The sequence below is a fragment of the Fructilactobacillus sp. Tb1 genome, assembly GCF_050500285.1.
Classification (GTDB): Bacteria; Bacillota; Bacilli; order Lactobacillales; family Lactobacillaceae; genus Fructilactobacillus.
The window spans coordinates 1,465,131-1,489,804 of the sequence record NZ_CP191377.1; the positions used below are offsets into that span (position 1 = coordinate 1,465,131).

The 24,674-nt window shown below is 33.7% G+C and carries 22 protein-coding genes; 21 read left to right on the plus strand and 1 reads right to left on the minus strand.

Going from position 1 to position 24,674, the window contains the following annotated elements:
• The first annotated feature begins 13 nt into the window (after nucleotides 1-13).
• From era to ACQW5G_RS07620, 8 genes are all read left to right on the plus strand, one after another.
• Complete coding sequence (gene era, locus ACQW5G_RS07585; RefSeq protein ID WP_429970853.1) at nucleotides 14-925, plus strand: GTPase Era; 912 nt, start codon at nucleotides 14-16, stop codon at nucleotides 923-925.
• Between the two features lie 18 nt (nucleotides 926-943).
• On the plus strand, nucleotides 944-1,714 hold the full coding sequence (gene recO / locus ACQW5G_RS07590) for a DNA repair protein RecO (RefSeq protein WP_429970854.1): 771 nt from the start codon (nucleotides 944-946) through the stop codon (nucleotides 1,712-1,714).
• 283 nt (nucleotides 1,715-1,997) lie between these two features.
• A complete protein-coding gene (glyQ, locus tag ACQW5G_RS07595; RefSeq protein WP_429970855.1) occupies nucleotides 1,998-2,966 on the plus strand; it encodes a glycine--tRNA ligase subunit alpha in 969 nt (322 codons plus the stop codon).
• Nucleotides 2,966-5,044 (plus strand): glycine--tRNA ligase subunit beta, encoded by a 2,079-nt coding sequence (gene glyS / locus ACQW5G_RS07600; RefSeq protein ID WP_429970856.1) that lies wholly within the window; start codon nucleotides 2,966-2,968, stop codon nucleotides 5,042-5,044. Before glyQ ends, glyS begins: the two co-directional genes overlap by 1 nt.
• Nucleotides 5,045-5,073: 29 nt before the next feature.
• On the plus strand, nucleotides 5,074-6,909 hold the full coding sequence (gene dnaG / locus ACQW5G_RS07605) for a DNA primase (protein ID WP_429970857.1): 1,836 nt from the start codon (nucleotides 5,074-5,076) through the stop codon (nucleotides 6,907-6,909).
• Between the two features lie 15 nt (nucleotides 6,910-6,924).
• Nucleotides 6,925-8,130 carry an RNA polymerase sigma factor RpoD gene (rpoD, locus tag ACQW5G_RS07610; RefSeq protein WP_429970858.1) on the plus strand — a complete coding sequence of 402 codons (1,206 nt, stop codon included), beginning with the start codon at nucleotides 6,925-6,927 and terminating at the stop codon, nucleotides 8,128-8,130.
• A gap of 56 nt (nucleotides 8,131-8,186) precedes the next feature.
• Complete coding sequence (locus tag ACQW5G_RS07615) at nucleotides 8,187-8,891, plus strand: tRNA (adenine(22)-N(1))-methyltransferase (RefSeq protein WP_429970859.1); 705 nt, start codon at nucleotides 8,187-8,189, stop codon at nucleotides 8,889-8,891.
• Entirely contained in the window at nucleotides 8,878-9,687 is an 810-nt protein-coding gene (locus tag ACQW5G_RS07620) for a Nif3-like dinuclear metal center hexameric protein (RefSeq protein ID WP_429970860.1), read from the plus strand. The genes ACQW5G_RS07615 and ACQW5G_RS07620 overlap by 14 nt, the downstream gene beginning before the upstream one ends.
• A 33-nt stretch (nucleotides 9,688-9,720) precedes the next feature.
• Here the strand turns inward: ACQW5G_RS07620 and ACQW5G_RS07625 are convergent, their stop codons facing one another.
• Nucleotides 9,721-9,909: a DUF2929 family protein gene (locus ACQW5G_RS07625; protein WP_429970861.1), complete on the minus strand. Its 189-nt coding sequence runs from the start codon at nucleotides 9,907-9,909 to the stop codon at nucleotides 9,721-9,723.
• Nucleotides 9,910-10,043: 134 nt separating this feature from the next.
• Here ACQW5G_RS07625 and dnaE point away from each other — a divergent pair, with 134 nt between their 5' ends.
• From dnaE to rpsA, 13 genes are all read left to right on the plus strand, one after another.
• Entirely contained in the window at nucleotides 10,044-13,373 is a 3,330-nt protein-coding gene (dnaE, locus tag ACQW5G_RS07630) for a DNA polymerase III subunit alpha (protein WP_429970862.1), read from the plus strand.
• Between the two features lie 115 nt (nucleotides 13,374-13,488).
• Nucleotides 13,489-15,249, plus strand: a complete 1,761-nt coding sequence (gene pyk / locus ACQW5G_RS07635) for a pyruvate kinase (protein WP_429970863.1) — start codon at nucleotides 13,489-13,491, stop codon at nucleotides 15,247-15,249.
• 103 nt (nucleotides 15,250-15,352) lie between these two features.
• Nucleotides 15,353-16,216 carry a CvfB family protein gene (locus ACQW5G_RS07640; RefSeq protein ID WP_429970864.1) on the plus strand — a complete coding sequence of 288 codons (864 nt, stop codon included), beginning with the start codon at nucleotides 15,353-15,355 and terminating at the stop codon, nucleotides 16,214-16,216.
• Nucleotides 16,217-16,226: 10 nt separating this feature from the next.
• Nucleotides 16,227-17,114: a site-specific tyrosine recombinase XerD gene (gene xerD, locus ACQW5G_RS07645; protein WP_429970865.1), complete on the plus strand. Its 888-nt coding sequence runs from the start codon at nucleotides 16,227-16,229 to the stop codon at nucleotides 17,112-17,114.
• A 14-nt stretch (nucleotides 17,115-17,128) separates the two neighbouring features.
• Nucleotides 17,129-17,491, plus strand: a complete 363-nt coding sequence (locus ACQW5G_RS07650) for a riboflavin biosynthesis protein RibT (protein WP_429970866.1) — start codon at nucleotides 17,129-17,131, stop codon at nucleotides 17,489-17,491.
• Complete coding sequence (locus ACQW5G_RS07655) at nucleotides 17,478-18,197, plus strand: segregation and condensation protein A (RefSeq protein WP_429970867.1); 720 nt, start codon at nucleotides 17,478-17,480, stop codon at nucleotides 18,195-18,197. The genes ACQW5G_RS07650 and ACQW5G_RS07655 overlap by 14 nt, the downstream gene beginning before the upstream one ends.
• A gap of 3 nt (nucleotides 18,198-18,200) precedes the next feature.
• Entirely contained in the window at nucleotides 18,201-18,770 is a 570-nt protein-coding gene (gene scpB / locus ACQW5G_RS07660) for an SMC-Scp complex subunit ScpB (RefSeq protein WP_429970868.1), read from the plus strand.
• On the plus strand, nucleotides 18,770-19,501 hold the full coding sequence (locus ACQW5G_RS07665) for a pseudouridine synthase (RefSeq protein ID WP_429970869.1): 732 nt from the start codon (nucleotides 18,770-18,772) through the stop codon (nucleotides 19,499-19,501). The genes scpB and ACQW5G_RS07665 overlap by 1 nt, the downstream gene beginning before the upstream one ends.
• Before the next feature lie 19 nt (nucleotides 19,502-19,520).
• Nucleotides 19,521-20,561, plus strand: coding sequence for a helix-turn-helix domain-containing protein (locus tag ACQW5G_RS07670; RefSeq protein WP_429970870.1), 1,041 nt, complete (start codon nucleotides 19,521-19,523; stop codon nucleotides 20,559-20,561).
• 4 nt (nucleotides 20,562-20,565) lie between these two features.
• Nucleotides 20,566-21,972: a RecQ family ATP-dependent DNA helicase gene (locus ACQW5G_RS07675; RefSeq protein ID WP_429970871.1), complete on the plus strand. Its 1,407-nt coding sequence runs from the start codon at nucleotides 20,566-20,568 to the stop codon at nucleotides 21,970-21,972.
• 52 nt (nucleotides 21,973-22,024) lie between these two features.
• A complete protein-coding gene (locus ACQW5G_RS07680; protein WP_429970872.1) occupies nucleotides 22,025-22,654 on the plus strand; it encodes a LysM peptidoglycan-binding domain-containing protein in 630 nt (209 codons plus the stop codon).
• Between the two features lie 21 nt (nucleotides 22,655-22,675).
• Nucleotides 22,676-23,365: a (d)CMP kinase gene (cmk, locus tag ACQW5G_RS07685; RefSeq protein ID WP_429970873.1), complete on the plus strand. Its 690-nt coding sequence runs from the start codon at nucleotides 22,676-22,678 to the stop codon at nucleotides 23,363-23,365.
• An 85-nt stretch (nucleotides 23,366-23,450) separates the two neighbouring features.
• Entirely contained in the window at nucleotides 23,451-24,665 is a 1,215-nt protein-coding gene (gene rpsA, locus ACQW5G_RS07690) for a 30S ribosomal protein S1 (RefSeq protein ID WP_429970874.1), read from the plus strand.
• Nucleotides 24,666-24,674: the final 9 nt, after the last annotated feature.

Below are 24,674 nucleotides of genomic sequence, written 5' to 3' on the forward strand. Positions count from 1 at the left end.
AAAAGGAAATTACATGGAAAAATCAGAAAACTTTAAATCAGGATTTGTGGCCATTGTTGGTCGTCCTAACGTTGGTAAGTCAACGTTTCTCAATCGAGTAGTTGGTCAAAAAATTGCCATTATGAGTGATAAAGCTCAAACTACCCGTAACAAAATTCAAGGGGTTTATACTACTAAAGATGCTCAAATTGTCTTTCTAGATACTCCTGGAATTCATAAACCAGAAAATAAACTAGACGAATACATGGATGCATCTGCATTATCTTCATTACGTGAAGTTGAAGCTGTGTTCTTCATGGTTAGTGCAACTGAAACACGTGGTGCAGGTGATAACTATATCATCGACCAATTGAAGAAAGTTGATGTTCCGGTTTACCTAATTATTAATAAAATTGATGAAATTAACCCAGATAAGTTATTAGTCATTATGGATACTTATCGTAAAGCTTATGATTGGGCTGAAGTATTCCCAATTTCAGCTTTAAAAGGTAATAACGTTCATGAATTAATTGATAATTTAGTAGAACATTTGCCAGAAGGTCCACAATATTATCCAGATGACCAAGTTACTGATCATCCAGAAAGATTCATTGTTCAAGAAATCATTCGTGAAAAAATCTTAGAAAACACCCGTCAAGAAATTCCTCATTCAGTTGCAGTTTACGTTGATGGTATGAAAACTAACGAAAATGGTAAAGTTCAGATTGAAGCTTCAATTATCGTTGAACGTGAAGGTCAAAAACGAATTATTATTGGTAAGGGTGGATCATTACTTAAGTACATTAGTATTGGTGCCCGTCGTGAAATTGAAAAATTACTTGGTAGCAAAGTTAATTTAAAACTTTGGGTAAGAATTCAATCTGGTTGGAGAGACAAAGATACTGCGCTTAACAACCTAGGCTACAGTGAAAAGAACGATTATTAATATTTAGTGGGTGAGATTGTGGTAAATACAAAAAGTAAACCATTTCATGGAATTTTAATTTATCGCAAAAACTACCGTGAACATGATATGTTGGTAAAATTTTTTACAGCTGAAGCAGGTAAAAAAATGTTCTTTGTTCGGGGAGCTAATAGACCTAAATTTAAAATGGTTGGTGATATTTTACCGTTTAGTTATGGCACTTACGAAGGTGAGTTGCGTAAGGATGGCTTATCGTACATTGATAGTGGGAGTAGTGTTAAGCATTTTAATCAAATCAGTGAAGATATTTATCTTAATGCTTATGCAACCTATATCATGGGATTAATTGATGCAGCTATTCCAGATAATGTTCCTAATAAACATTGGTTTGATAAGATATTTTATGCTTTGAATCTAATTAATAATGGGTTTGATGCCGAAATTATTACTAATATTATTGAAATTCAATTACTACCATTATTTGGAGTGGCACCTGATTTTCGGACCTGCGCTGTTTGTGGGGAAGAACATCAAATCTATGATTATTCGGAAAAATTTGGTGGTTTAATCGGAGAACATGCTTTTGCTCTTGATAGTCATCGTATGCACCTTGATCAAAAGACGATTTACTATTTACGTTTATTTTCAGCTGTTGATATTACTAAGATTAGCAATATCAAAGTTAATCGGATTACGAAACAAAAGTTACGTCAGGTAATTGATAAAATTTATGATAATTCAGTGGGATTAAACTTAAAAAGTAAAAAATTTTTAGATCAGATGAATAATTGGAAAATCAAAATTGATTAGTCAATAATAATTGACTGAATCAAAGTATCAAATTATAATATAAGTAATTAAATATTTGACACAGATAAAAGAAGGTTGTTAATCATAACAATTAAGCGACGTCATGTTAGTGTGAGATGACGATTGTTTTTAACAATTGGCGCTTTTTGAGTCAATGCGTTTCGAGATGCTGATGTTAATCATCAGAAGTAGGGTGGAACCGCGACCAAATCGTCCCTATGCACGAGTATTAGTTTACTTTTGCATAGGCTTTTTTATTTGTTTGGCAAAAGGGGGAGTCACAATGACAAAAACAATGTCAGTACAAGATATCGCTGCTACATTAAAATCATATTGGGGTAAACAAGGTTGTATGATCATGGATGCTTATGACACTGAAAAAGGTGCTGGTACTATGAGTCCCTTCACATTTTTACGTGCAATCGGACCTGAACCATGGAATGTAGCTTATGTTGAACCTTCAAGAAGACCAGCGGATGGACGTTATGGTGAAAATCCTAACCGTTTATACCAACATCATCAATTCCAAGTATTGATGAAGCCTTCTCCAGATAATATTCAAGAATTATACATTGATTCACTAAAAGAACTCGGGATTAACCCACTTGAACACGATATTCGTTTCGTGGAAGATAACTGGGAAAACCCTTCAATGGGATGTGCCGGTGTTGGTTGGGAAGTTTGGCTCGATGGAATGGAAGTTACTCAATTTACTTACTTCCAAGTTGTCGGGGGACTTCAAATGGATCCCGTTGCCGTAGAAATCACTTACGGTCTTGAACGTTTATCATCATACATTCAAAACGTAAACAACGTCTTTGACCTTGAATACGCTGATGGTGTTAAATATGGTGATATTTTCAAAGAACCTGAATATGAACACTCAAAATACAGTTTTGAAGTTAGTGACCAAGACATGCTTCACCAAATGTTTGATGCTTATGAAAAAGAAGCCAAACGTTTGATGGCTGCAGGATTAGTTCATCCAGCTTATGATTACATTTTGAAATGTAGCCACACGTTTAACTTGTTAGATGCCCGTGGTGCTGTATCTGTTACTGAACGCGCTGGCTACCTTGCCCGCATTCGTAATATGGCTCATGGAATTGCCAAAGCGTTTGTTAAAGAACGTCAAAAAGAAGGTTTTCCATTAATTAAAGATGAAAAAGAACGTAAGGCAGTTCTTGCAGAATTTGCTAAACGTGATGAAAATGAAAAGAAGAGAAATAAGAACAAGGGGGATAAAAAATAATGACACATACATTCCTATTAGAAATTGGGTTGGAAGAAATGCCAGCTCATGTTGTTACCCCAAGTATTAACGAAGTAGCTGTCAAAACTGAAAAGTACCTTAAAGAAAACCGAATTTCTTTTGATAGTATTAAAAAGTTTTCTACTCCTCGTCGTTTAGCTATCGAGATTTCAGGATTAGCTGATAAGCAACCTGATATCGATGAAGAAGTTAAGGGCCCAGCTGAAAAGATTGCTAAAGATTCAGAAGGTAACTGGAGCAAAGCTGCGATTGGTTTCACTCGAGGACAAGGGTTAACTCCTGATGATATTACGTTTAAAGATATTAAAGGAACTAACTATGTCTTTGTTAACAAACACGTAGCTGGTAAACCAGTTGCCGATGTTTTAGCTGGCTTAATTGATGTGGTTGCATCAATGACTTTCCCAACGATGATGAAATGGGGAACTAACAAGTTCCAATTTGTTCGTCCAATTAAATGGATTGTTGCTTTACTAGACAACGATGTGGTACCAATGGAACTCGTTGGTGTTAAATCAGGCCGTGAATCATTAGGTCACCGTTTCTTAGGTAAACCAGTAGAAATTGCTAGTGCAACTGATTACGAAGATGATTTAGCTAAAGAATTTGTGATTGTTGATGCTGACAAACGAAAAGCTAAAATCAAAGCACAAATTGAAAAAATTGCAGATGATAACAACTGGAAAGTTGATATCGATGATGATCTACTCGAAGAAGTTAATAATTTAGTTGAATACCCAACTAGTTTCTACGGTACTTTCGACAAACGTTTCTTAGATGTTCCTCGTGAAGTATTAATCACTTCAATGAGAAATCACCAACGTTTCTTCTATGTTGAAGATCAAAATGGTGAATTATTACCATTCTTTATCTCAGTTCGTAATGGTAACTCAGACTTTATCGAAAATGTGATTAAAGGTAACGAAAAAGTGCTTGCGGCTCGTCTGTACGATGCTGAATTCTTCTACCAAGAAGATCAAAAACACGATATTGATTACTTTGTTAACAAGTTGAAGACTGTTACTTTCCATGAAAAGATTTCAACTGTTTATGAAAAAATGCAACGAGTACAAGTAATTGCTCACTTAATCGGTAAAGAAGTTGGACTTGACGCTGACCAATTAGCTAACTTACAACGTGCTGCTGAAATCTACAAATTTGATTTAGTAACTGGTATGGTCGGTGAATTCTCAGAATTGCAAGGGATTATGGGTGAAAAATACGCCTTACTCTTTGGTGAAAACCCAGAAGTTGCTACTGCAATTCGTGAACACTACATGCCAATTTCAGCTGACGGTGAACTTCCAGAATCTAAAGTTGGTGCTGTATTAGCGGTTGCCGACAAACTTGATAGTGTTATGACTTTCTTTGCCGCTGGTATGATTCCTAGTGGATCAAATGATCCATATGCATTGCGTCGTCAAGCTGCTGGGATCGTTAGAATTGTTGATAATCAACAATGGAGATTACCATTAGTTGATCTTATGGATAGCATCATTGCTGGAGAAGATGCGGCTAAGGTTGCACCAAAAGTCGATCAAAAGCCAATCATTAAGGATGTTATTTTGTTCATCAAAGAACGTATTAAACGGGTCTTGAAAGCCGATAAAATCAAATTTGATTTAGTTGATGCTGCTGTTAGTGCAACTAGTGCTGATATTCTTTACAACATTAATAGTGCTAAGGTGCTTGATGCTCATAAAGATGATGCTGATTTCAAAGCTGTCATTGAAGCATTAACTCGTGTTGAACGAATTTCTAAGAAAGCTGACTTCAAAGCTGATGATTTATTCGTTGACCCAATCTTGTTTGAAAACGATGCTGAATTGAAGATGAATGCAGCCATGGATCATCTTTCTGATGGATTTGATAAGTTGAGTGCTGCGGATGCCTTTGCTAAATTAGCTGGATTAGAAGAAGTTATCAAAGACTACTTTGACCAAACTATGGTTATGGCAAAAGACAAAACAGTTAAAGATAATCGTTTGAAAGAACTTACTAAGTTAGCACGGATGATTAATCACTTTGCTGAAGTAGATAAGATTGTCGTTAAATAAAAAATTAAACAAGAAAGGTGGTGTTTTTTGTGGCTAAGGTACCAGAAGAGTTTGTGGAAAAAGTGCGTAATAACACTAATATTACAGACATCGTTGGACAATATGTTCAATTAAAAAAGGCTGGTAAGAACCTCTTTGGTTTATGTCCTTTCCATGAAGAAAGAACACCATCTTTTTCTGTTAATGAAGAAAAGCAAATTTTTCATTGTTTTAGTTGTGGTCGTGGGGGAAATGTTTTTAGTTTCCTAATGGATTTAAAGGGTATAAGTTTTCCTGAAGCAGTCGAAATGGTGGCTAAAGATGATGGAATTGATTTGCCTACCGGGGCAAATTGGAATCAACCTTCTCCACAACAACAAAAATTAAAACCATTAATTGATATTAATGAAGCAGCTGCCAAGTTGTATCATCATGTGTTGATTAATACCAAACTAGGGGAAGAAGCATTAAATTATTTAAAGAAACGCAAAATTTCTGATGAAATGATTGAAACCTTTAATTTGGGATATGCTCCTAGTGAACGAATTTTGAAGAAATACTTTGAAGAAAAGAAAGTGGATTTTCAAGATTTAAGAAGAACTGGTTTGTTCACGGAAACTAGGGATGGTAATTTACTTGATCGGTTTGCTGGACGAATGATGGTGCCGATTCGTAATGAAAGCGGAAAAACAGTTGGTTTTTCTGGTCGTTTGTTACACAAAAGTGATGATATGCCAAAGTATCTTAACTCACCTGAAACAGAGTTGTTTAATAAACGAAAAATTATTTATAACTTTGATTTAGCCAAAGCTGAAATCAGACAGACTAAAGACGTAATTCTTTTTGAAGGATTTATGGATGTGATTTCTGCCTATCAAGCTGGGGTAAAAAATGGGGTTGCTTCCATGGGTACTAGCTTAACCGAAGAACAAATTTACGATCTTAAGCGAGTTACCAAACAAATTTATGTTTGTTATGACGGAGATACCCCAGGTCAAAAAGCTACTAATCGGGCAATTGATTTATTAAGGAAGAGTGGCAATTTGAACATTAGGGTTATTCAAATGCCTAATGGAGTGGACCCTGATGAGTATCGGCGTAATAATGGGGAAGCTAGTTTTCAACAAGTTGTAAAAAATGGACGAGAATCTATTGTTAAATTTGAAATTAACTACCTCCGCTCACAATATAACCTAACTAATGAAGAAGATAAGTTAGCCTATATTGATAAGGTTTTGCATATTATTGCTGGTGTTGATAATAACGTTGAACGAGACATCTATTTGAAAGAATTAGCTGATAATTTGGATGTTAGTTTAGCTAGTTTAGAAACCCAAACTGATAAATATGTGAACGTGAGTCGAAAACGCAGCGAGAGCAATCATAACCGACAACGGTTTATTCAAACGCCCACGATAATTAATCAAGAAACTAAACACTATTCAAGAGTTGAAAATGCAGAACGCCATTTGTTAAATATGATGTTACACAATTCTGAAGTTTGGAAAAAAGTTCGTCGAAATCCTGATTTTGCTTTTGTGCATGATTTATATCAACAAATATTTATGTTTGCACAAGAATATTTTCGGTATCATGCTGAATACAATGCGTCTGAATTTAGTGATTTTGTAGGTGAACCGCAAATTCAAGCTACTTTAGCTGAACTAGAAATGACTAGTGATGATGCGGATTTCAATGATGAAGAAATTAAAGATTGTGTTAAAATAGTAGTACAAGATGCACCGATTGTAGAACAATTAGAGAAGAAAAAGTCTGCTTTTAACAATGCAAAACAACTTGGTGATGAAATGTTACAGTTAAAATTAATGACTGAAATTATTGATTTACAAAAGAAATTGCAAGCTTTAAAAGCAGCACAAGAATAATGGGAGGTCATTAGAATGGCAGAAAACGAAGCAAGCAAGAAAAAAGAAATAAAAAAATCAACTCCCGAAGCAAAAAGCAAAACCGAAGCTAATCGTGAAAGAACTACTAAAGAACTTAAGAAAGAGTTCGACGATAAAGGATTTAAAAAAGTTTATCGTTCTTTAGTTAAGAAAAACAAAAAGATTGGTCATATCACATATGAACTACTTGAACAGGAACTTCAAGTTCCATTTAGCTTAGATAAAAAGCAAATGGAAAAAGTCCTTGAACAAGTTGAAGACGATGGAATTAGTATTGTTGATGCTAATGGTGAACCAGATCCACGTGCGCTTAAAGCTGCTAAAAAAGTTACCCAAAAAGAACTAAAGAATGCCTCAAGTTCAAAAGGGGTTAAAATCAATGACCCAGTTAGAATGTACTTGAAAGAAATTGGTCGTGTTCCTCTTCTTACTGCTGATCAAGAAGTTCAATTAGCTTTAAGAATTGAAGAAGGTGACGAATCAGCTAAACAAGAATTAGCAGAAGCTAACTTGCGTTTGGTTGTTTCAATTGCTAAACGTTACGTTGGACGAGGTATGCAATTCCTTGATTTAATTCAAGAAGGTAACATGGGTCTAATGAAGGCCGTTGAAAAATTTGATTACCGTAAAGGGTTCAAATTCTCAACTTACGCTACTTGGTGGATTAGACAAGCCATTACACGTGCCATTGCTGACCAAGCTAGAACTATTCGTATTCCAGTTCACATGGTTGAAACTATCAACAAATTGATTCGTGTACAACGTCAATTACTTCAAGACTTAGGTCGTGAACCACTTCCTTCTGAAATTGGGGCTGAAATGGATATGCCAACTTCAAAAGTTAGAAATATTTTGAAGATTTCTCAAGAACCAGTTTCATTGGAAACACCAATTGGTGAAGAAGATGATTCTCATTTGGGTGATTTCATTGAAGATAAAGATGCTACTTCTCCAGAAGAACATGCTTCATATGAATTACTTAAAGAACAACTAGAAGGCGTTTTAGATACACTTACTGATCGTGAAGAAAATGTACTTAGATTACGTTTTGGACTTGATGACGGACGTACTAGAACCCTTGAAGAAGTTGGTAAAGTGTTTGGTGTTACTCGTGAACGTATCAGACAAATTGAAGCTAAGGCTTTGAGAAAACTTCGTCATCCATCAAGAAGTAAACAATTAAAAGATTTCTTAGATTAATTAAAAATAAAAAGAGACTTTTGGTCTCTTTTTTTATTGAGAAAAAGGAGTTATTTATGGACGCAAAACACCTTTCGAAAAGAATGCAAGCAGTAGCTGATTTAGTTCCTAAATCTAACAACGTCGCTGATATTGGTTCAGATCATGCTTATTTGCCAGCATATTTACTTGAACAAGGTTTAATTAAACATGCTATTGCTGGTGAAGTGGTCGATGGACCATTTAAAAATGCTCAATCAGAAATTATTAGTCAAAATCTTTCCCATGTCATGGAAGCACGGTTAGGTAATGGATTAGCTGTGATTGAACCATCTGATCATGTTGATACAATTACAATTGCCGGAATGGGTGGCGAACTAATTACTGACATTTTAGAACGTGGTAAGGCTAAATTAACTAATCATCCAGTGTTAGTATTACAAGCTAATGTTGATGAAAATACCTTGCGAAAATGGTTAGCTAATCATCAATATGAAATTACGGGTGAAGATATCGTTTATGATGCCGGACATTTCTATGAAATGTTTAGGGCTGAATATGTTAATCATCCGGTTTCATATACGCGTGAGGAATTAGATTTTGGCCCGCTATTATTACAAAATAAAACTGCAACCTTTAGAGATAAATGGAATGAAAAACTAGCTAAGAATCGTTTTATTTTGGATAAATTAGTAAATTCAAAATCTCATCCAGCAACAAAAATTAGCAAAACTAAAACCATGATTACAGAAATTGAAGGTGTTTTAGATGACAACCGTTAATGAATTTATTAATCGTTTTGAACAATTTGCGCCACTCTCACTTCGTGAAGACGGAGATCCAACTGGATTTCAAATTGGAGATAAACACGCTGAAATCAAAAAAATGATGACGACCCTTGATGTTCGTCCTGAAACTGTGCAGGAAGCTATTGATAATGACGTGAACTTTATCTTTGCTCATCATCCGGTAATGTTTCGTCCGGCCAAAAACCTTGACTTAAGTAATCCCCAAAATAAGATGTACGCTGAAATTTTAAAGCATGATATTACTGTTTATGCAGCACATACCAATTTAGATAATGCTAATGGCGGAATGAATGATTGGTTGGCAGATGCAATTGGTTTAAATAATGTATCTGGAATGATTTTGCATGACACAAACATCAATGGAGAAGCTCATTATTTAGGTCGTGTTGGTGAATTATCTGAAGCAATGACTTTTAAACAACTTGCGGAAAATTGTAAAGATATCTTTAGGTTACAAGGATTACGCATGGTGACGGATAATCCTAACAAGTTAGTTAAACGAGTTGCTTTGCTAGGTGGAAGTGGTGGTAAATTCTATCCTGCTGCAATTAAAGCTAATGCAGACGTTTATTTCACTGGTGATTTGTATTATCATACCTCTCAAGATATGCTTGCTGAAGGATTAATGGCAATTGATCCTGGACATCACGTTGAAAGTATTTGTAAGTTAAAATTAAAAGAATTGTTTGTATCATGGAAACAAGAAAACAATTGGAAGTTTGAAGTTATCGCTTCTAAGCTATCAACTGATCCATTTACATTTGCATAATAAAAAAGCATCTACTGTGGTAGATGCTTTTTCTTAAGGTTTCATTACTAATTTAAATAAGTTGATTCCAACTAAAGCAATTATTGCACCAACAATGGCTACTTGAATAGCAATTGTTTTAGTGAAAGTAGCTTGGACCAAGGCTGATCCAATATAACCAATAACTTCTCCGTATACGATCCCCCAGAAAAGGGTTGTTAAGTTTGCAGCGATAGTTTTCATTATATGTACACTCCCTTACTTAAATAGTAGTTTAACACTATGTGAAATAATTTCAATTAAGAGTTCCTAATTCTTTAAATAAATATTTGTTTGTTATAATAGAATTATCAAAAAACGAAAGGTAGTGGATAAAGATGGCATATGTACCGTTACAAAATATTAGCTCTTATAGTTTATTGCAAAGCCCAAATACACTACCACAAATGATTGATACCGTAAAAAAACGAGGATACCAATCATTAGCATTAACTGATGAAAATGTTATGTATGGAGCAGTGGCTTTTTATAAAGAAGCTAATGCACACGGTATTAAACCAATTATTGGTCTTACTTTAACGGTGAAGGGTGAATTTCTAACTGAACATGATTTTAAATTAGTTTTATTAGCAAAAAATAATCATGGCTATCAAAATTTGATGGAAATTTCTACTAAAGCAATGAAGGCAGATAACGTTTTAGCGCTTGATGATTATAAAGAATACTTAGCTGATTTATTTGTTTTACTTCCAACTAGTAGTGAAATAACTAATTTGATTAACTATGACAAACTTGATCAAGCTAAACAAGGGCTTGATAAAATTAATGAATTAAGCGACAAAGACTCTGTTCGTCTTGGGGTAACTAATAAACCAGATAAATTAGATGATGTAAAAATGCTGGCTAATGATACTAATACTAAGATGATTGCGTTAAATGAAGTTGATTATTTAAAAGCAAGTGAATTGTTCAATACCAAGGTTTTGAAATCAATTGAAAATGGAAATGTAATGGACGATCCTGAAGCTGAACGGCAAGAATTAGGAAGTCAATGGTTAGAAAATCGGGAAGATATTGAGCACCAATACACAAATTTGGGTCTAACTGATATCCTCAATGAAAATGAATATATCGTTGAAAATTGTAATGTACAAATTGAAAAACAACAGCCACAATTACCTAAATTTGAAACGCCTAATGGTCAATCATCCGCAGAATATTTAGCTAGCCTTTGTTTAAAAGGACTTCAGACCAGATTGAAAGATACCGATGCTAATTATCAAATTTACTTAGCTAGATTAAAACGTGAATTAGAAGTTATTAGTCGTATGGGTTTTGATGATTATTTCTTAATTGTGTGGGATGTAATTAATTTTGCTCACAATCATGACATTTTAACTGGGCCAGGTCGTGGTTCTGCTGCTGGTTCAATTGTGGCATACACTTTGTATATTACAGATGTTGATCCAATTAAATATGATTTATTGTTTGAACGTTTCTTAAATGAAGAGCGTGCTCAAATGCCTGATATTGATATTGATATCCCAGATGATAAACGTGATCAAATTTTAAACTATGTTCACGATAAATATGGTGATGAACATGTTGCCCAGATTATTACATTTGGAACTTTAGGTGCTAAGCAATCAATCCGAGATGTTGGTCGGGTGTTTGGCATGTCACCACTTGAAATGAATGCCTGGAGTAAAGCAATTCCAACACATATTCATGAAACTCTCAAACGTGCATTAGATGAATCACAAAGTTTAAAGAATATCATTGCAGATCAGCCAATTAATAAACTGTTGTTTGATACAGCCACTGATTTAGAGGGATTACCTCGTCATTATTCAACCCATGCAGCGGGATTAATTTTAAGTGATCAGCCCATCGTAAAAAAATCACCATTGCAACCTGGTAATGAGGGATTGTTAATGACGCAATATTCTAAATATTACGTTGAAGATGTTGGTTTATTGAAAATTGATTTTCTAGGTCTTCGTAATTTATCAATTATGGCCAACATTTTAAATATGGTCCATCAACAAATTGATCCTAAATTTGATATAACTAAAATCAATTTAAATGACCCAAAAACTTTGAAACTATTTCAAAATGGACAAACTAATGGTGTTTTTCAATTCGAATCAACTGGAATTAAGAATGTTTTGAGAAAGATGCATCCCACTAATTTTGATTTAATTGCAGCTGTAAATGCTTTGTATCGTCCAGGTCCTATGGAAAATATTGATAAATTCATCCAACGGAAAAATCACCCGAATGAAGTAAATTATCCTAATGGGGCAATTGCTAAAATTTTAGGATCTACGTTTGGAATTATTGTTTATCAAGAACAAGTTATGCAATTAGCCTCAACGATGGCTGGTTTTACCCTTGGACAAGCCGATGTTTTGCGGCGTGCGATGAGTAAAAAGCATAAGAATGAAATGGAAGCAATGAAAGAAAGTTTCATTGCTGGAGCTTTAAAGAACAGATATTCAAAACAGGTTGCAGAAACAACATTTGATTATATTGAACGTTTTGCTAGCTACGGATTCAATAAATCACATGCTTTTGCCTATAGCAAAATGGCTTTTGAATTAGCATATCTAAAGGCCCATTATCCTGGCCCATTCTATACTGCACTTTTAAATTCAGTGCTTGGAAATAAAGTTAAAATCAAAACCTATGTGCAAGAAGCCAAAGATGAAAAAATTAAGGTCGAAGGTCCAAACATTAATCAAAGTGAGTCTGAGTTTACCTATTCAGATAAGACCATCAGATTTGGATTTACTGTTATTAAAGGGGTTCGTTCCGATTTTATTAAGGCTATTTTAGCTGAAAGAGACCAAAACGGACCATTTAAAGGATTAAATGATTTTATTAACCGAATTGATGAAAAATTCAGAAAAGAAGATCAATTGGCGGCTTTAGTTTATGCTGGTTGTTTTGACCAATTTGAATATAATCGTCGCGAAATGATTGAAGCAATTCCTAAATTAATTAGTTCATCAGATATTCCAGATAGTTTATTTTCCGATATTCCAGGAATGCAAGTTAAAATTCAGAAAAAAGAGGATTTTCCGCAATGGGAAAAGATTAATTTTGAAAATGAATATCTTGGAACTTATCTATCAGGTCATCCTGTAGAACGCTATCGTGATTTACATCAACAATTACACTCGTTGCATACCTCTGAATTAGCTGACGGACAAAAGGATATCAGCTCGATTTTATTAGTTAATCACATTAAAACGATTCGTACTAAAAAGGGAGATCAAATGGCTTTTATCACGGCTAGTGATGAATTTGGAGATGTTGATATTACTATTTTCCCTAATGTTTACCGGCTTATCAGTAGTTGGTTGAAGCCTAATATTGTAATAACTGTGAATGGTAGTGTGCAAGAACGGCGGGGATTGCAAATTGTAGCGGATAGAATTCAAATTGCAGCTAATGTTGTACATGATGAGAAAAAACAACGTAAATTGTATTTAAGAATTGACGAACAACATGATTCAGCACAAGTTTCTAAGCAACTCAAAACGATTTTAATACAGCATCATGGAAATGAAAAAGTAGTTTTGTATCAAGTTAAACTAGCAAAAGAAAGTATTTTACCAAAGCAGTACGACGTAACCATTAATTCACGGTTAATAGATCAACTTAAATTACTATTTGGTAATGATAATATAGTTGTGCAATAGTTTTCGAGATTAGATACAGACAACATATTCTAAAAGTGTTACAATTACTTTGAAATCTAATTATTAGGCAAGTTAAGCATTGCTTAATTTACACAAAAAGGAGAGGTTTTAACTTATGAAAAGAACAAAAATCGTAAGTACACTTGGACCCGCTGCTAATGATGTAGATACTATTTCTGCATTATTAAACTCAGGTGCCAATGTGTTTCGTTTCAACTTTTCACACGGAGATCATGAAGAACACTTATCACGTATGAACATGGTTAAAGAGGCTGAAAAGAAGACTGGTAAGCTCGCTGGTATTTTACTTGATACTAAAGGTGCTGAAATCAGAACTACTAAAGAAGTAGATGGTGAAATCCAATTCAAGATTGGCGACAAGTTCAACATTTCTATGGATGATAGCCTTGAAGGTACTAAAGACAAAATTGCCGTTACTTACCCAGGCTTATACGATGATGTTCAAGTTGGCGGACATGTTTTATTTGATGATGGTTTGCTTGATGCAAAAGTTATCGATAAGGACGCTAAGAACCATGAATTAGTTTGTGAAATCATGAATGATGGTGTACTTGGTTCACGTAAAGGTGTTAACGCACCTGGTGTATCAATCAACTTACCAGGTATCACAGAAAAAGATTCTGATGATATTCGTTTTGGTTGTGAACAAGGAATCAACTACATCGCTGCTTCATTTGTTCGTAAACCTCAAGATATCTTAGATATTCGTGCTTTACTTGAAGAAAAAGGTATGACTGATATTCAAGTATTCCCTAAGATTGAATCACAAGAAGGTATTGATAACTTCGCTGAAATTCTTAAAGTTTCTGATGGTTTAATGATTGCTCGTGGTGACATGGGTGTTGAAATTCCACCAGAAAACGTTCCTACTGCACAAAAACGTCTTATCAAGATGTGTAATGAAGCTGGTAAACCAGTTATCACTGCTACACAAATGTTAGACTCAATGCAAGAAGAACCTCGTCCAACTCGTGCCGAAGTATCTGATGTTGCTAATGCTGTTTACGATGGTACTGATGCAACTATGCTTTCAGGTGAAAGTGCTCACGGTGACTACCCAGTTGCTTCTGTTGCAATGATGGCTCGTATTGATGAAGTTGCTGATGACCATTTCCAAGAATTCGGTACTCCACGTCCTGTATTTAATGACAGTGACGTTACTGAAGCTCTTGGTGAATCAGTTGCCCGTATTGCTAAAGATATGGACATTCAAACTATCGTTTGTGCTACTGGTTCTGGTTACACTGCACGTATGATTTCTAAGTACCATCCAAATGCTAACATTTTGGCTCTTACTTTTGATGATCGTGTACGTCGTGGTTTAACTGTAAACTATGCTGTTAACCCTATTCTTGTTAACAAACCTGCATCAGCAGATGAAATGATTAACCTTGCTATGGCTAAAGCAGTTGAAACTGGTATGGCTAAAGAAGGCGACCAAATCATCATTACTACTGGTGTTCCTTTAGGTGATGAAGGTACTACTAACACAATCCGTGTTCAATTAATTGGTACTAAATTAGCTCAAGGTCAAGGTGTTGGCGACCAAACTGTTATTGGTAAAGCTGTCGTTGCAGATAATGCAAAAGAAGCTAACGATAACACTGTTGATGGTAGTGTATTAGTTGTTAAAGATACTAACAAAGAATACTTACCAGCTATGAAGAAAGCTAGCGCAATCGTTGTTGAAAACGGTGGTTTAACTTCATATGCAGCCGTTGTTGGAATTTCATTGAACATTCCAGTAATCGTTGCAGCTAACGATGCTACTAAGAGTATTAAAAACGGTGCTTTAGTTACTGTTGATGCCCGTCGTGGTATGGTTTACGCAGGTAACCAATCAAAAAACGCTTAATTTAAATTAATCTTAGAAAGACATCCGATTTTAGTCGGATGTCTTTTTATTTGCTATAATAAGAGTATTAGTAAATAGAACGATAGAAAAGTTGGTGGATGTTATGAATGAAGATAATGGAAGAATAATTACTGGTACCGTAACAGATGAAAATGATAAGGAATATTTTATCCAAAAAGATGGAATTACTTATTCATTAGACAAGAGTGAATTAAAGAAACCTTTAAAAATTGGTGCTCATTTCACTGGATTTGCCTATGAAAATGAAAAGCATGTGGAAAGAATCACTCGTGAAATTCCAGAAGTTGGAATTGATAGTTTTTCTTGGGGGAAAGTTGTTGGTAAAAAATTTGGATTAGGGGTTTTCGTTGATATTGGTTTACCTGATAAAGATGTAGCTGTATCAATAGATGATCTTCCTGATATGAAGCAACTCTGGCCAGATGTTGGTGATGAATTAATGATTGCTATCAAAAAAGATAACAAGGGTCGTTTATGGGGTGAATTAGCCGATGACAAGGTCTTTAAAGCTATTTCACAACCAGTTAATGATCCTAAGATGAAAAATAGAGATGTGACCTGTTGGGTAATTAGAACTAAAAAAATGGGTACACAAGTAATTACTGATCACTATAACTTAGGTTTCATTGATAAATCTGAACAAGAACAAGAACCACGATTAGGTCAAAAATTAACAGCACGGGTAATTGATATTCGGCCAAATAAGACCTTTTATTTGTCATTGCGTCCTCGCGCCTATGAATCAATTGGTGAAGATGCTGAAATGATTAAACGAATTCTAGAAATGAAACCAGAAAACTTCTTACCTTATAATGATAAAAGTGATCCTGAAGATATTAAGAATTACTTTGGAATTAGTAAGGGTCAATTTAAACGTGCATTAGGTAATTTGCTAAAACACAGATTAGTTGAAAAAGAAGAAAATGGGATTAAATTGATCAAATAGTGGTGATTAAATGCAAGATCAAATCAATGATTATTTACATTATTTATTAGTAGAACGGGGATTATCTGATAATTCAATTAAAAGCTATCAACAGGATTTAAAGCAATTTAAGAATTATTTAGATGATAACCATTATGAAAATTTTGCTAGTATAGATCAATATACAATTTTAAGCTATTTAGAATTTGAAAAGAATGCTGGAAAAGCTAGAAATTCTATTATTAGGTTAGTATCAACGCTACGTAAATTTTTTCAATATCTAAAAAGATTTAATAAGATTGATGAAAATCCAATGAATCGCATTGATACACCGAAAAAAGGCTCTCATTTACCAGCTGTTTTAAATGATAGTGAAGTTACTAGATTAATGAGCATTCCAAATGTTACGGATAAATATGGAATTCGTGATCGAACCATGTTAGAGGTTCTATATGCAACTGGATTAAGGGTTTCTGAATTAGTTAATTTAAAATTAGCTGATTTACATTTGGAAATGAATTTAATTCAAACCATTGGTAAAGGGGATAAAGAACGAATTGTTCCCATTGATGATGTCGCAATCAATTGGTTAAATAAGTATTTAAATGAAGTTAGGCCAGTTTTATTAAAGAAAAGGACCTCAAAATACGTATTTTTAAATGCGCATGGTTCAGGAATCAGTCGTCAAAGTGTTTGGAAAAAAATTAAGGGCTATGTGGCAGCAGCTGATATCCATAAAGATGTTACCCCACATACATTGCGACATACTTTTGCCACTCACTTATTAGAAAATGGTGCTGATTTAAGAACTGTTCAGGAATTATTAGGCCATTCTGATATTTCAACTACTCAAATCTACACCCATGTGTCGCATGAACATTTACGTCAAGAATATCGAAAATATCATCCGCGTGCTTAGAAAGGTAACTTACTATGTTATACCGATATCAAAAGGATTATGAAAAGATTGTGTTAGGGATTTTATCTTTATCACAAAATCGAAGTAATTTAGAATACCTAAAACAAGAAATTAATTGGTATTGTTCATCAGAGGGACGTTCACTCTTCATTTGGAAAGATCAGTTTAACAATTGGGCTGGTGTAATCGGAGTTGAAGAAAAGGATGATTTTGTACTATTACGTAGGATAACGTTGACTCCTGATGTAAACACGATGTTTAATGTTTTTCATGTGTTAGATAACTTACAAAAAATTTATCCTAATAAACAAATTGTAGGAACTTTAATAACTAAAAATATCATTATGAAATGGGAGCGTAATAATGAACAACGATGAAATTAAAATTCATCTGAATGATTTTGATGGTCCCCTAGAATTACTATTACATTTAATTAAGCAATCTAAAATGGATATTTATGATATTGATATCAAGGATATTACCGCTCAATATGTTGATTCTTTGAATAAGATGAAGAAACTAAATATTGAAATTGCTGGTGATTTTTTTGTGATGGCAGCTAATTTAATGAAAATTAAGTCTCAGTTATTATTAGCAGAAGAAACTGACCAAGATGATGAAGAAGATCCACGTGAAGATTTAGTTGCACAATTAATTGAATATAAAAAATATAAGCGTGCTGCTAATCAGTTAAAGCAGAAAGAACGGGAACGAAATCAGTTACATTCCCGTGAGTTATATATTAATAAAGCTGAAATTTCCATTGAAGATGGTGAATTTCAAATCAATTTACTAGAAAATGCATGGAAAAAAGTTATGCGTCGTCGATCGGTTGCAAAAGATATTCCGGTTGAAAAAATTAGTGAATGGAATTATGAAATTCCTAATCAAATTGAAATAATTAAAAACAAATTAAAAAATAGTGGCAAAAATGAAATTAACTTTTTAGATTTATTTACCAATGATGCCCCACTTGAAGAGTTAATTACTGATTTTCTAGCGTTATTAACGTTAGTTAAGCAAAAAACGATTTATGTGGTTCAACTTGGTATTTGTGATGACATTACCATAAAGGGTGTTTAGGTTATGCTGATTAACGAAATTGAAGCTTTGATTTATGTTTCCGGGGATAAAGGAATCACAATTAAAGAATTAGAAAAAATAACTACTGCTTCTAAGGCAGCAGTTAGAGAAAATGTAATTAAATTACAAACGGAATATAATAAACGAAAATCAGCTTTAGAAATTTTACAAAATGGAGATTCATTTCAGTTAGTAACTAGAATTGAATATGATAATTTAGTCCAAAAATACGCTAAAACGGATGAAAGTTTATTAAGTCAAGCAGCGTTAGAAACATTAACGATCGTTGCTTATAAACAACCGATGACCAGAATTACAGTAGATGAAATTCGGGGGATTAACAGTTCTGTTTCCATTCGTAATTTGTTGAACTTAGGGTTGATTGTAGAAAGCGGACAAGCAGATGAACCTGGAACTCCAGCGTTATATAAAACTACTGATCTATTTTTGAAAGCATTTGGCTTGAGTGATTTAAAACAATTACCTGAATTAGAAGAACATGATGTATTAAGTAAGGATAGAGAAGATATGTTTAATCAAAGTATCGGTTTATTAGAAAATGAGGGAAAATAATGAGTGAGAGACTGCAAAAAGTAATGGCGCATGCAGGAGTTGCTTCTCGACGAGCTTGTGAAAAGCTAATTGAGACGGGACACGTACGCGTAAATGGAAAAGTTGTGAATACTTTAGGTGTTAAGGTAGATGCTAGTGATCGCATTGAAGTTGACCATACACCAATTCAACAAGAAGAATTAGTATATTTTGTATTGAATAAACCTCGTGGAGTGATTACCTCATCTGATGATGAAAAAGATCGTAAAACTGTCTTAGATATCTTCAAACACAAAGTTGAAGAACGCATCTATCCAGTTGGACGACTTGATTATGATACTAGTGGTGTCTTATTGATGACTAACGATGGTTCATTGGATTTTAAATTGACCCATCCCAAACATCAAGTTGATAAAGTTTATGTAGCTAAGGTAGATGGAATCCCTGATGAAAAAGACATTAATCAGCTTAAAAAAGGGGTTAAATTAGAACGGAATCTTAAGAGTGCTCCTGCTGACGCCCGTGTACTTAAAAAAGTTGGGGAAGAAGAAGGAAATGCCTTAGTTGAATTAACTATTCATGAAGGTCGTAATCATGAGGTTAAGAAAATGATGAGTGCTGTTGGTCATCCAGTGGAAAAGCTTAAACGGATTTCATTTGCGGGTATTACAGCCGATGGTCTTGAAGTTGGACAATTTCGTGCTTTAAGAAAACGTGAAATCAGAGATTTGTTTGAATTAGTCAACGATTAAAAATGGATTGGCGGATGTCATGAAACTAAACGAAGAATTAGCGATTATTTTACTAAATGATAAACAACCAAGACGAAAGCGATTATTAGAGAATTTATTGGGTGGTAAAAAAACAGTTGCTACCCTTTATTGGGCTTTACGCTATCAATTACTTGGTTATTTAGGATTAGGTCGTTATTTAGATATTAGCGAATTACATTTAAGTTCATTGATAAAACAAAAATTAGTTAAAAAAACAGATGATGAATATTTATTAACTAAAACGGGAATGAATTTAAAAGCTCAATTGTTAGACAGTCAATCTCCACAATGGCAGCATAATTTTCAAAACTATAATTTAGTTAGATTTAAATATCGGTTGTTGCTATTTGTTCAAGTTATTTCTGAATTTGAACATCATGAACGAAATTATTATCCAGTTAAAGTTCCAGATGCTGAAATGAATTATGTGAAACACTATTTTAAAACTATTAATCGTGAAAATGTTGGAATTTCATTGAAAAATGAATTAGTAGAATTTTTAAATTCTTTAGATGATTCAGATGCTGATTTGTTTGCTAATGAATTGGTAGGGTATCAAAATAATGGAAAGACGTTATTTCAAATTGCTGCTGACTTAAATAAATCATTGATTGCAATTTCCTTAAGCGATTTAACTAATTTAAGCAAATTAATTAATATTGTTAGTAATCAAGAACAATCAGTGCTTAAGCCGTTATTAAATGGGTTAAATCGTACGTTAGTTAGCGAAAGCGCATTACTAACCGTTAACCAATACTTAAGCTGTCATGATTTGTCTATGGTTGCTAAACGACGTAGATTAAAAGAATCAACGATTTATGAACATCTATTGGAAGTTGCAATTTATTCTGGAATTAATAAGTTTCCGTACCAAGATTTTATTACTAAACAAATAACTGATCAGTTAACGGCAAATTTAGGCAAAAATATTGATAGTTGGAAATATGAAAGTTTATCCGATATTGATAAACAAAGACTTTCTTTTTTTCAATTTCGTCTTAGTGAAATTTATTTAACCAAATTAGAAATAGGTAAGTAATAAGATGAATGAACATAAATTATTAAAAGATAAATTTGGATTTGATGAATTTCGTCCAGGTCAATTAGAAACAATCACCGCTTTAGAAGATGGCAAAAATGTGTTATCAGTACTTCCAACTGGTGCCGGGAAAAGCTTGATTTATCAAATCTATAGTTATTTGGTTAATAAACCAATTTTGATTGTTTCCCCATTACTATCATTAATGAATGATCAAGTAGAACGAATTCGTTATCTTGGTCATGAAAAAGTAATTGCACTTAACTCTGAAAGAGATTGGAAAGAACGAAATAATATCCTATCTACGATTAATCAATATCGTTATATTTTTATCTCTCCAGAAATGCTTAATCAAAATGATGTATTGAATCAACTAGCTAGGTTAGACTTAGGATTATTTGTAATTGATGAAGCCCATTGCATTTCCAAATGGGGGGTCGACTTTAGACCAGATTATCTAAGTTTAAAAAATGATATTAAACACTTAGGCCATCCACAAGTGTTAATGTTAACCGCTACAGCTTCAAAAAAAGTTCAAAATGATATTATTAATAGACTTGGTTTAACAAATTGTGAAAGAATAATTGAATCAGTAAATCGACCTAATATTTTTTTAGGTGTTCATCAAACTGAAAATGAATTAGATAAGCAAAAGTATTTGATGGATACTTTAAAAATTTTAAAGGGGCCGGGAATTATTTACTTTTCAAGTAAACGGATGGCTAATTTGATGTCGGAAATGATTAACTCTGAGACAAATTTAAAGTCCGCACCGTATCATGCGGACTTAGGTAACGAAGACCGTTTTAAAATTCAGCATCAATTTATGGATAATGAATTGGATGTAATTTGTGCCACTAACGCTTTTGGAATGGGAATTGATAAAGCGGATATTAAGTATGTAATTCATTATCATTTACCACAAGATTTGGAAAGCTATACTCAAGAAATTGGTCGTGCTGGAAGAAATGGACAGCCTAGTATTGCTATTTTGCTCTATTCACCAGGTGATGAACAACTTACTAAGAATTTGCTGGACCATTCAATTCCAACCGAACGCGATTATGAAAATTACACCCACCGTAAATTTAATTATCTAGATGAACAAGTTAAGAGACTACTAGATTTTTATACTCATCATGGTTATTCAATTAATCAAATTAAACAGATTTTTAAAGATGATAGTAATTTGAAACTGAGGGAATTGTATAAATTGGTAGATTATATTAATTGTGACGGATGTCGTCGTAAATTTTTATTGGCTAATTTTGATGAAACTTTTAATGAACATGATGAGAAATGTTGTAACATCCAACATTCTGAAATTAAGCTAGAACCTTATAACTATGATGTTAAAAAAACTAAGATTACATCCTTGAATTGGAAAATGATTATTAATCGATTATTTTAAAAACTTTAAATGATATAATTGAAATAAATATTTATTGGAGGATTTATTTACTATGGATAAAAATGAAGACAAAAAACCCTGGGATGATTCTTTTTCAGATGACCGTGATGAACAAGGAAATCTTTCAAGAGTTAAATTAAGAAAGCAAAAGGGAAATTTTAAGCTTATTTTGGCTGTATTAATCTCAATTGTTGCGTTAATTGCAATTTTTTCCCTTGCTTTTGGAATGTCTAAACAAAGTAGCATTCAACAAACTACTAGTTCAAAAAAAGTTACTAAAAAGGCTGATAAAACTAAGCCAAAAAAAGATAAAAAAAAGACTGATAGTGAATCAGTAAAAAAGTCTAAAAAAGATAGCTCAAGTACTGCTGAAAGTAGCGATGATACAACTCAAGCTTCTCAACCTAGCCAAACAACTACCAGCCAAAGTAGTAGTGATGATAATTCATCACAAAATAACGCTAGCCAAAGTAATCAAAACACTAGTACTAATACTACTGCCAGCTCTAACAGTAGTAATAATTCATCAAACGACGCTTCAAAATACATAACTGTTAATCAAAGTGAAGGAATTTATCGTGTTGCAACTAATGCTGGAATTAGTGTTAGTCAACTACAATCTTTGAATGGATTAAATGATAATAGTGTTATTAAACCAGGCCAAACTTTGAGAATTAAATAAATATAAGGATTGATAAATAATATGCACAAAAATGGATTACAAGTAGCAATTGATGGACCCGCTTCTGCTGGAAAAAGTACCGTAGCTAAAATAGTAGCTAAAAATTTTAACTATATTTATGTTGATACTGGGGCAATGTATCGTTCAATTACGTATAAGGCTATTCAAGATGGTATTGATTTGAATGATGAAAATAAGATTGGGGATTTATTAAAAAAGACTGCAATTTCATTCACTCCAGGTAACCCAGTACAACATGTTTTTGTTGATGGTGAAGAAGTTACGGAAAAAATTAGATCAGAAAAAGTTACTAATAATGTTTCAACTGTTGCTGCCTTACCAGTTGTTAGACATGATTTGGTTAAACGTCAACAAGATATTGCCAAAGACGGTGGAGTAGTGATGGATGGACGCGATATTGGGACAACAGTCCTTCCAAATGCAGATTTAAAGGTCTTTTTAATTGCTAGTGTAAAAGAACGTGCAGAACGTCGTTATTTAGAAAATCAAAAAAATGGAATTGATGTAACTCTTGAACAACTTGAAAAAGAGATTGAACTTCGTGATTACAAAGATTCTCATCGTAAAGTATCACCTTTAGAAAAGGCGAAGGATGCCGTTGAAATTGATACAACCTCCTTGTCAATTAATCAAGTTGTGGATGAAATATCTGATTTAATTGAAGAAAAATTAAAAACAAACAAAAATTAATTAATACAACGGTGTTATTTTACTGGCATTTTGTGTTCATTTAAGATAAAATGATACTAGAGTAGTTTCAAGGAGGAAATGTTTGATGAGTGAAAATGAAAACAAACAATTATTAGATGCACTTGATAATATTAAACAAGTCAATGTAGGTGACGTTGTTAACGGTGAAATTTTAGCCGTAGATAACGATTCACAATTAATGGTAGGTATTGAAGGCGCTGGTGTTGAAGGTGTAATCCCACGCAAAGAAATTTCTGCTACTATGGAAGACAACCCAACTGATAAATACAAAGTTGGAGACGAAGTTAAAGTCGTTGTTGTCTCAAAAATCGGTGATGATAAAGAAGGTGGAAGTTACCTTCTTTCAATCCGTCGTCTCGAAGCACTTAAAGTTTGGGATGAAATTAAAGAAAAAGCTGATAAAGGTGAAAATATTAACGTTAAAGTTACCCGTCCTGTACGTGGTGGTTTAGTAGTTAACGCTGATGGTGTTCGTGGATTTATTCCAGCATCAATGATCACTGACCATTTTGTTAGTGATTTAAACCAATACAAAGGTGAAGAATTAGAAGTTAAGATTGTTGAAGTTGTACCTGAAGACAATCGTCTTATCCTTTCACACCGTGCTGTTGCTGAAAAAGATCGTAAAGAAGCAAGAGAAAAAATCATGGGTAACCTTAAAGTTGGCGATGTAGTTGAAGGTAAAGTTGCTCGTTTAACTAACTTTGGTGCATTCGTTGATCTTGGTGGAATTGATGGATTAGTTCACGTTTCTGAAATTTCTTACGATCACGTAAGCAAACCAAGTGATGTTCTTAAAGTTGGTGAAGATGTTAAAGTTAAGGTTCTTGCAATTGAACCAGAACGTGACAGAATCTCACTATCAATCAAACAATTACAACCAGGTCCTTGGGACAATATCGAAGAAAAAGCTGCCGTTGGTAGTGTATTAGACGGTACTGTTAGACGTCTTGTTGACTTTGGTGCCTTTGTTGAAGTTTTCCCAGGTGTTGAAGGTTTAGTTCACATCTCACAAATTTCACACAAGCATATTGACAAACCAAGCGATGTACTTAAATCTGGTCAAAAGATTCAAGTTAAAGTTCTTTCAGTTGATCCTGAAGAACACCGTTTAGCTTTATCAATGAAAGCCCTTGAAGAAGCTCCACAAGAAGATAACAAGAAGGCTCCTAAAAACAACGTTGACGATAACTCAACTGCAAATGCTCCTGAAGAAGAAAGTGGTTTCACTTTAGGTGATATTTTAGGAAAAGACATTGATAACGATTCAGAAGAATAGTTTTTCATA

Excerpts from the sequence above, each read along its gene's own strand:
- scpB (WP_429970868.1), top strand. The coding sequence starts at position 18,201 with ATGCTGATTAACGAAATTGAAGCTTTGATTTATGTTTCCGGGGATAAA.
- xerD (WP_429970865.1), top strand. The coding sequence starts at position 16,227 with ATGCAAGATCAAATCAATGATTATTTACATTATTTATTAGTAGAACGG.
- era (WP_429970853.1), top strand. The coding sequence starts at position 14 with ATGGAAAAATCAGAAAACTTTAAATCAGGATTTGTGGCCATTGTTGGT.
- glyS (WP_429970856.1), top strand. The coding sequence starts at position 2,966 with ATGACACATACATTCCTATTAGAAATTGGGTTGGAAGAAATGCCAGCT.
- rpsA (WP_429970874.1), top strand. The coding sequence starts at position 23,451 with ATGAGTGAAAATGAAAACAAACAATTATTAGATGCACTTGATAATATT.
- ACQW5G_RS07675 (WP_429970871.1), top strand. The coding sequence starts at position 20,566 with ATGAATGAACATAAATTATTAAAAGATAAATTTGGATTTGATGAATTT.
- ACQW5G_RS07670 (WP_429970870.1), top strand. The coding sequence starts at position 19,521 with ATGAAACTAAACGAAGAATTAGCGATTATTTTACTAAATGATAAACAA.
- ACQW5G_RS07665 (WP_429970869.1), top strand. The coding sequence starts at position 18,770 with ATGAGTGAGAGACTGCAAAAAGTAATGGCGCATGCAGGAGTTGCTTCT.
- cmk (WP_429970873.1), top strand. The coding sequence starts at position 22,676 with ATGCACAAAAATGGATTACAAGTAGCAATTGATGGACCCGCTTCTGCT.
- glyQ (WP_429970855.1), top strand. The coding sequence starts at position 1,998 with ATGACAAAAACAATGTCAGTACAAGATATCGCTGCTACATTAAAATCA.
- rpoD (WP_429970858.1), top strand. The coding sequence starts at position 6,925 with ATGGCAGAAAACGAAGCAAGCAAGAAAAAAGAAATAAAAAAATCAACT.
- pyk (WP_429970863.1), top strand. The coding sequence starts at position 13,489 with ATGAAAAGAACAAAAATCGTAAGTACACTTGGACCCGCTGCTAATGAT.
- ACQW5G_RS07680 (WP_429970872.1), top strand. The coding sequence starts at position 22,025 with ATGGATAAAAATGAAGACAAAAAACCCTGGGATGATTCTTTTTCAGAT.
- ACQW5G_RS07650 (WP_429970866.1), top strand. The coding sequence starts at position 17,129 with ATGTTATACCGATATCAAAAGGATTATGAAAAGATTGTGTTAGGGATT.
- ACQW5G_RS07655 (WP_429970867.1), top strand. The coding sequence starts at position 17,478 with ATGAACAACGATGAAATTAAAATTCATCTGAATGATTTTGATGGTCCC.
- dnaE (WP_429970862.1), top strand. The coding sequence starts at position 10,044 with ATGGCATATGTACCGTTACAAAATATTAGCTCTTATAGTTTATTGCAA.
- ACQW5G_RS07640 (WP_429970864.1), top strand. The coding sequence starts at position 15,353 with ATGAATGAAGATAATGGAAGAATAATTACTGGTACCGTAACAGATGAA.
- ACQW5G_RS07620 (WP_429970860.1), top strand. The coding sequence starts at position 8,878 with ATGACAACCGTTAATGAATTTATTAATCGTTTTGAACAATTTGCGCCA.
- ACQW5G_RS07625 (WP_429970861.1), bottom strand. The coding sequence starts at position 9,909 with ATGAAAACTATCGCTGCAAACTTAACAACCCTTTTCTGGGGGATCGTA.
- ACQW5G_RS07615 (WP_429970859.1), top strand. The coding sequence starts at position 8,187 with ATGGACGCAAAACACCTTTCGAAAAGAATGCAAGCAGTAGCTGATTTA.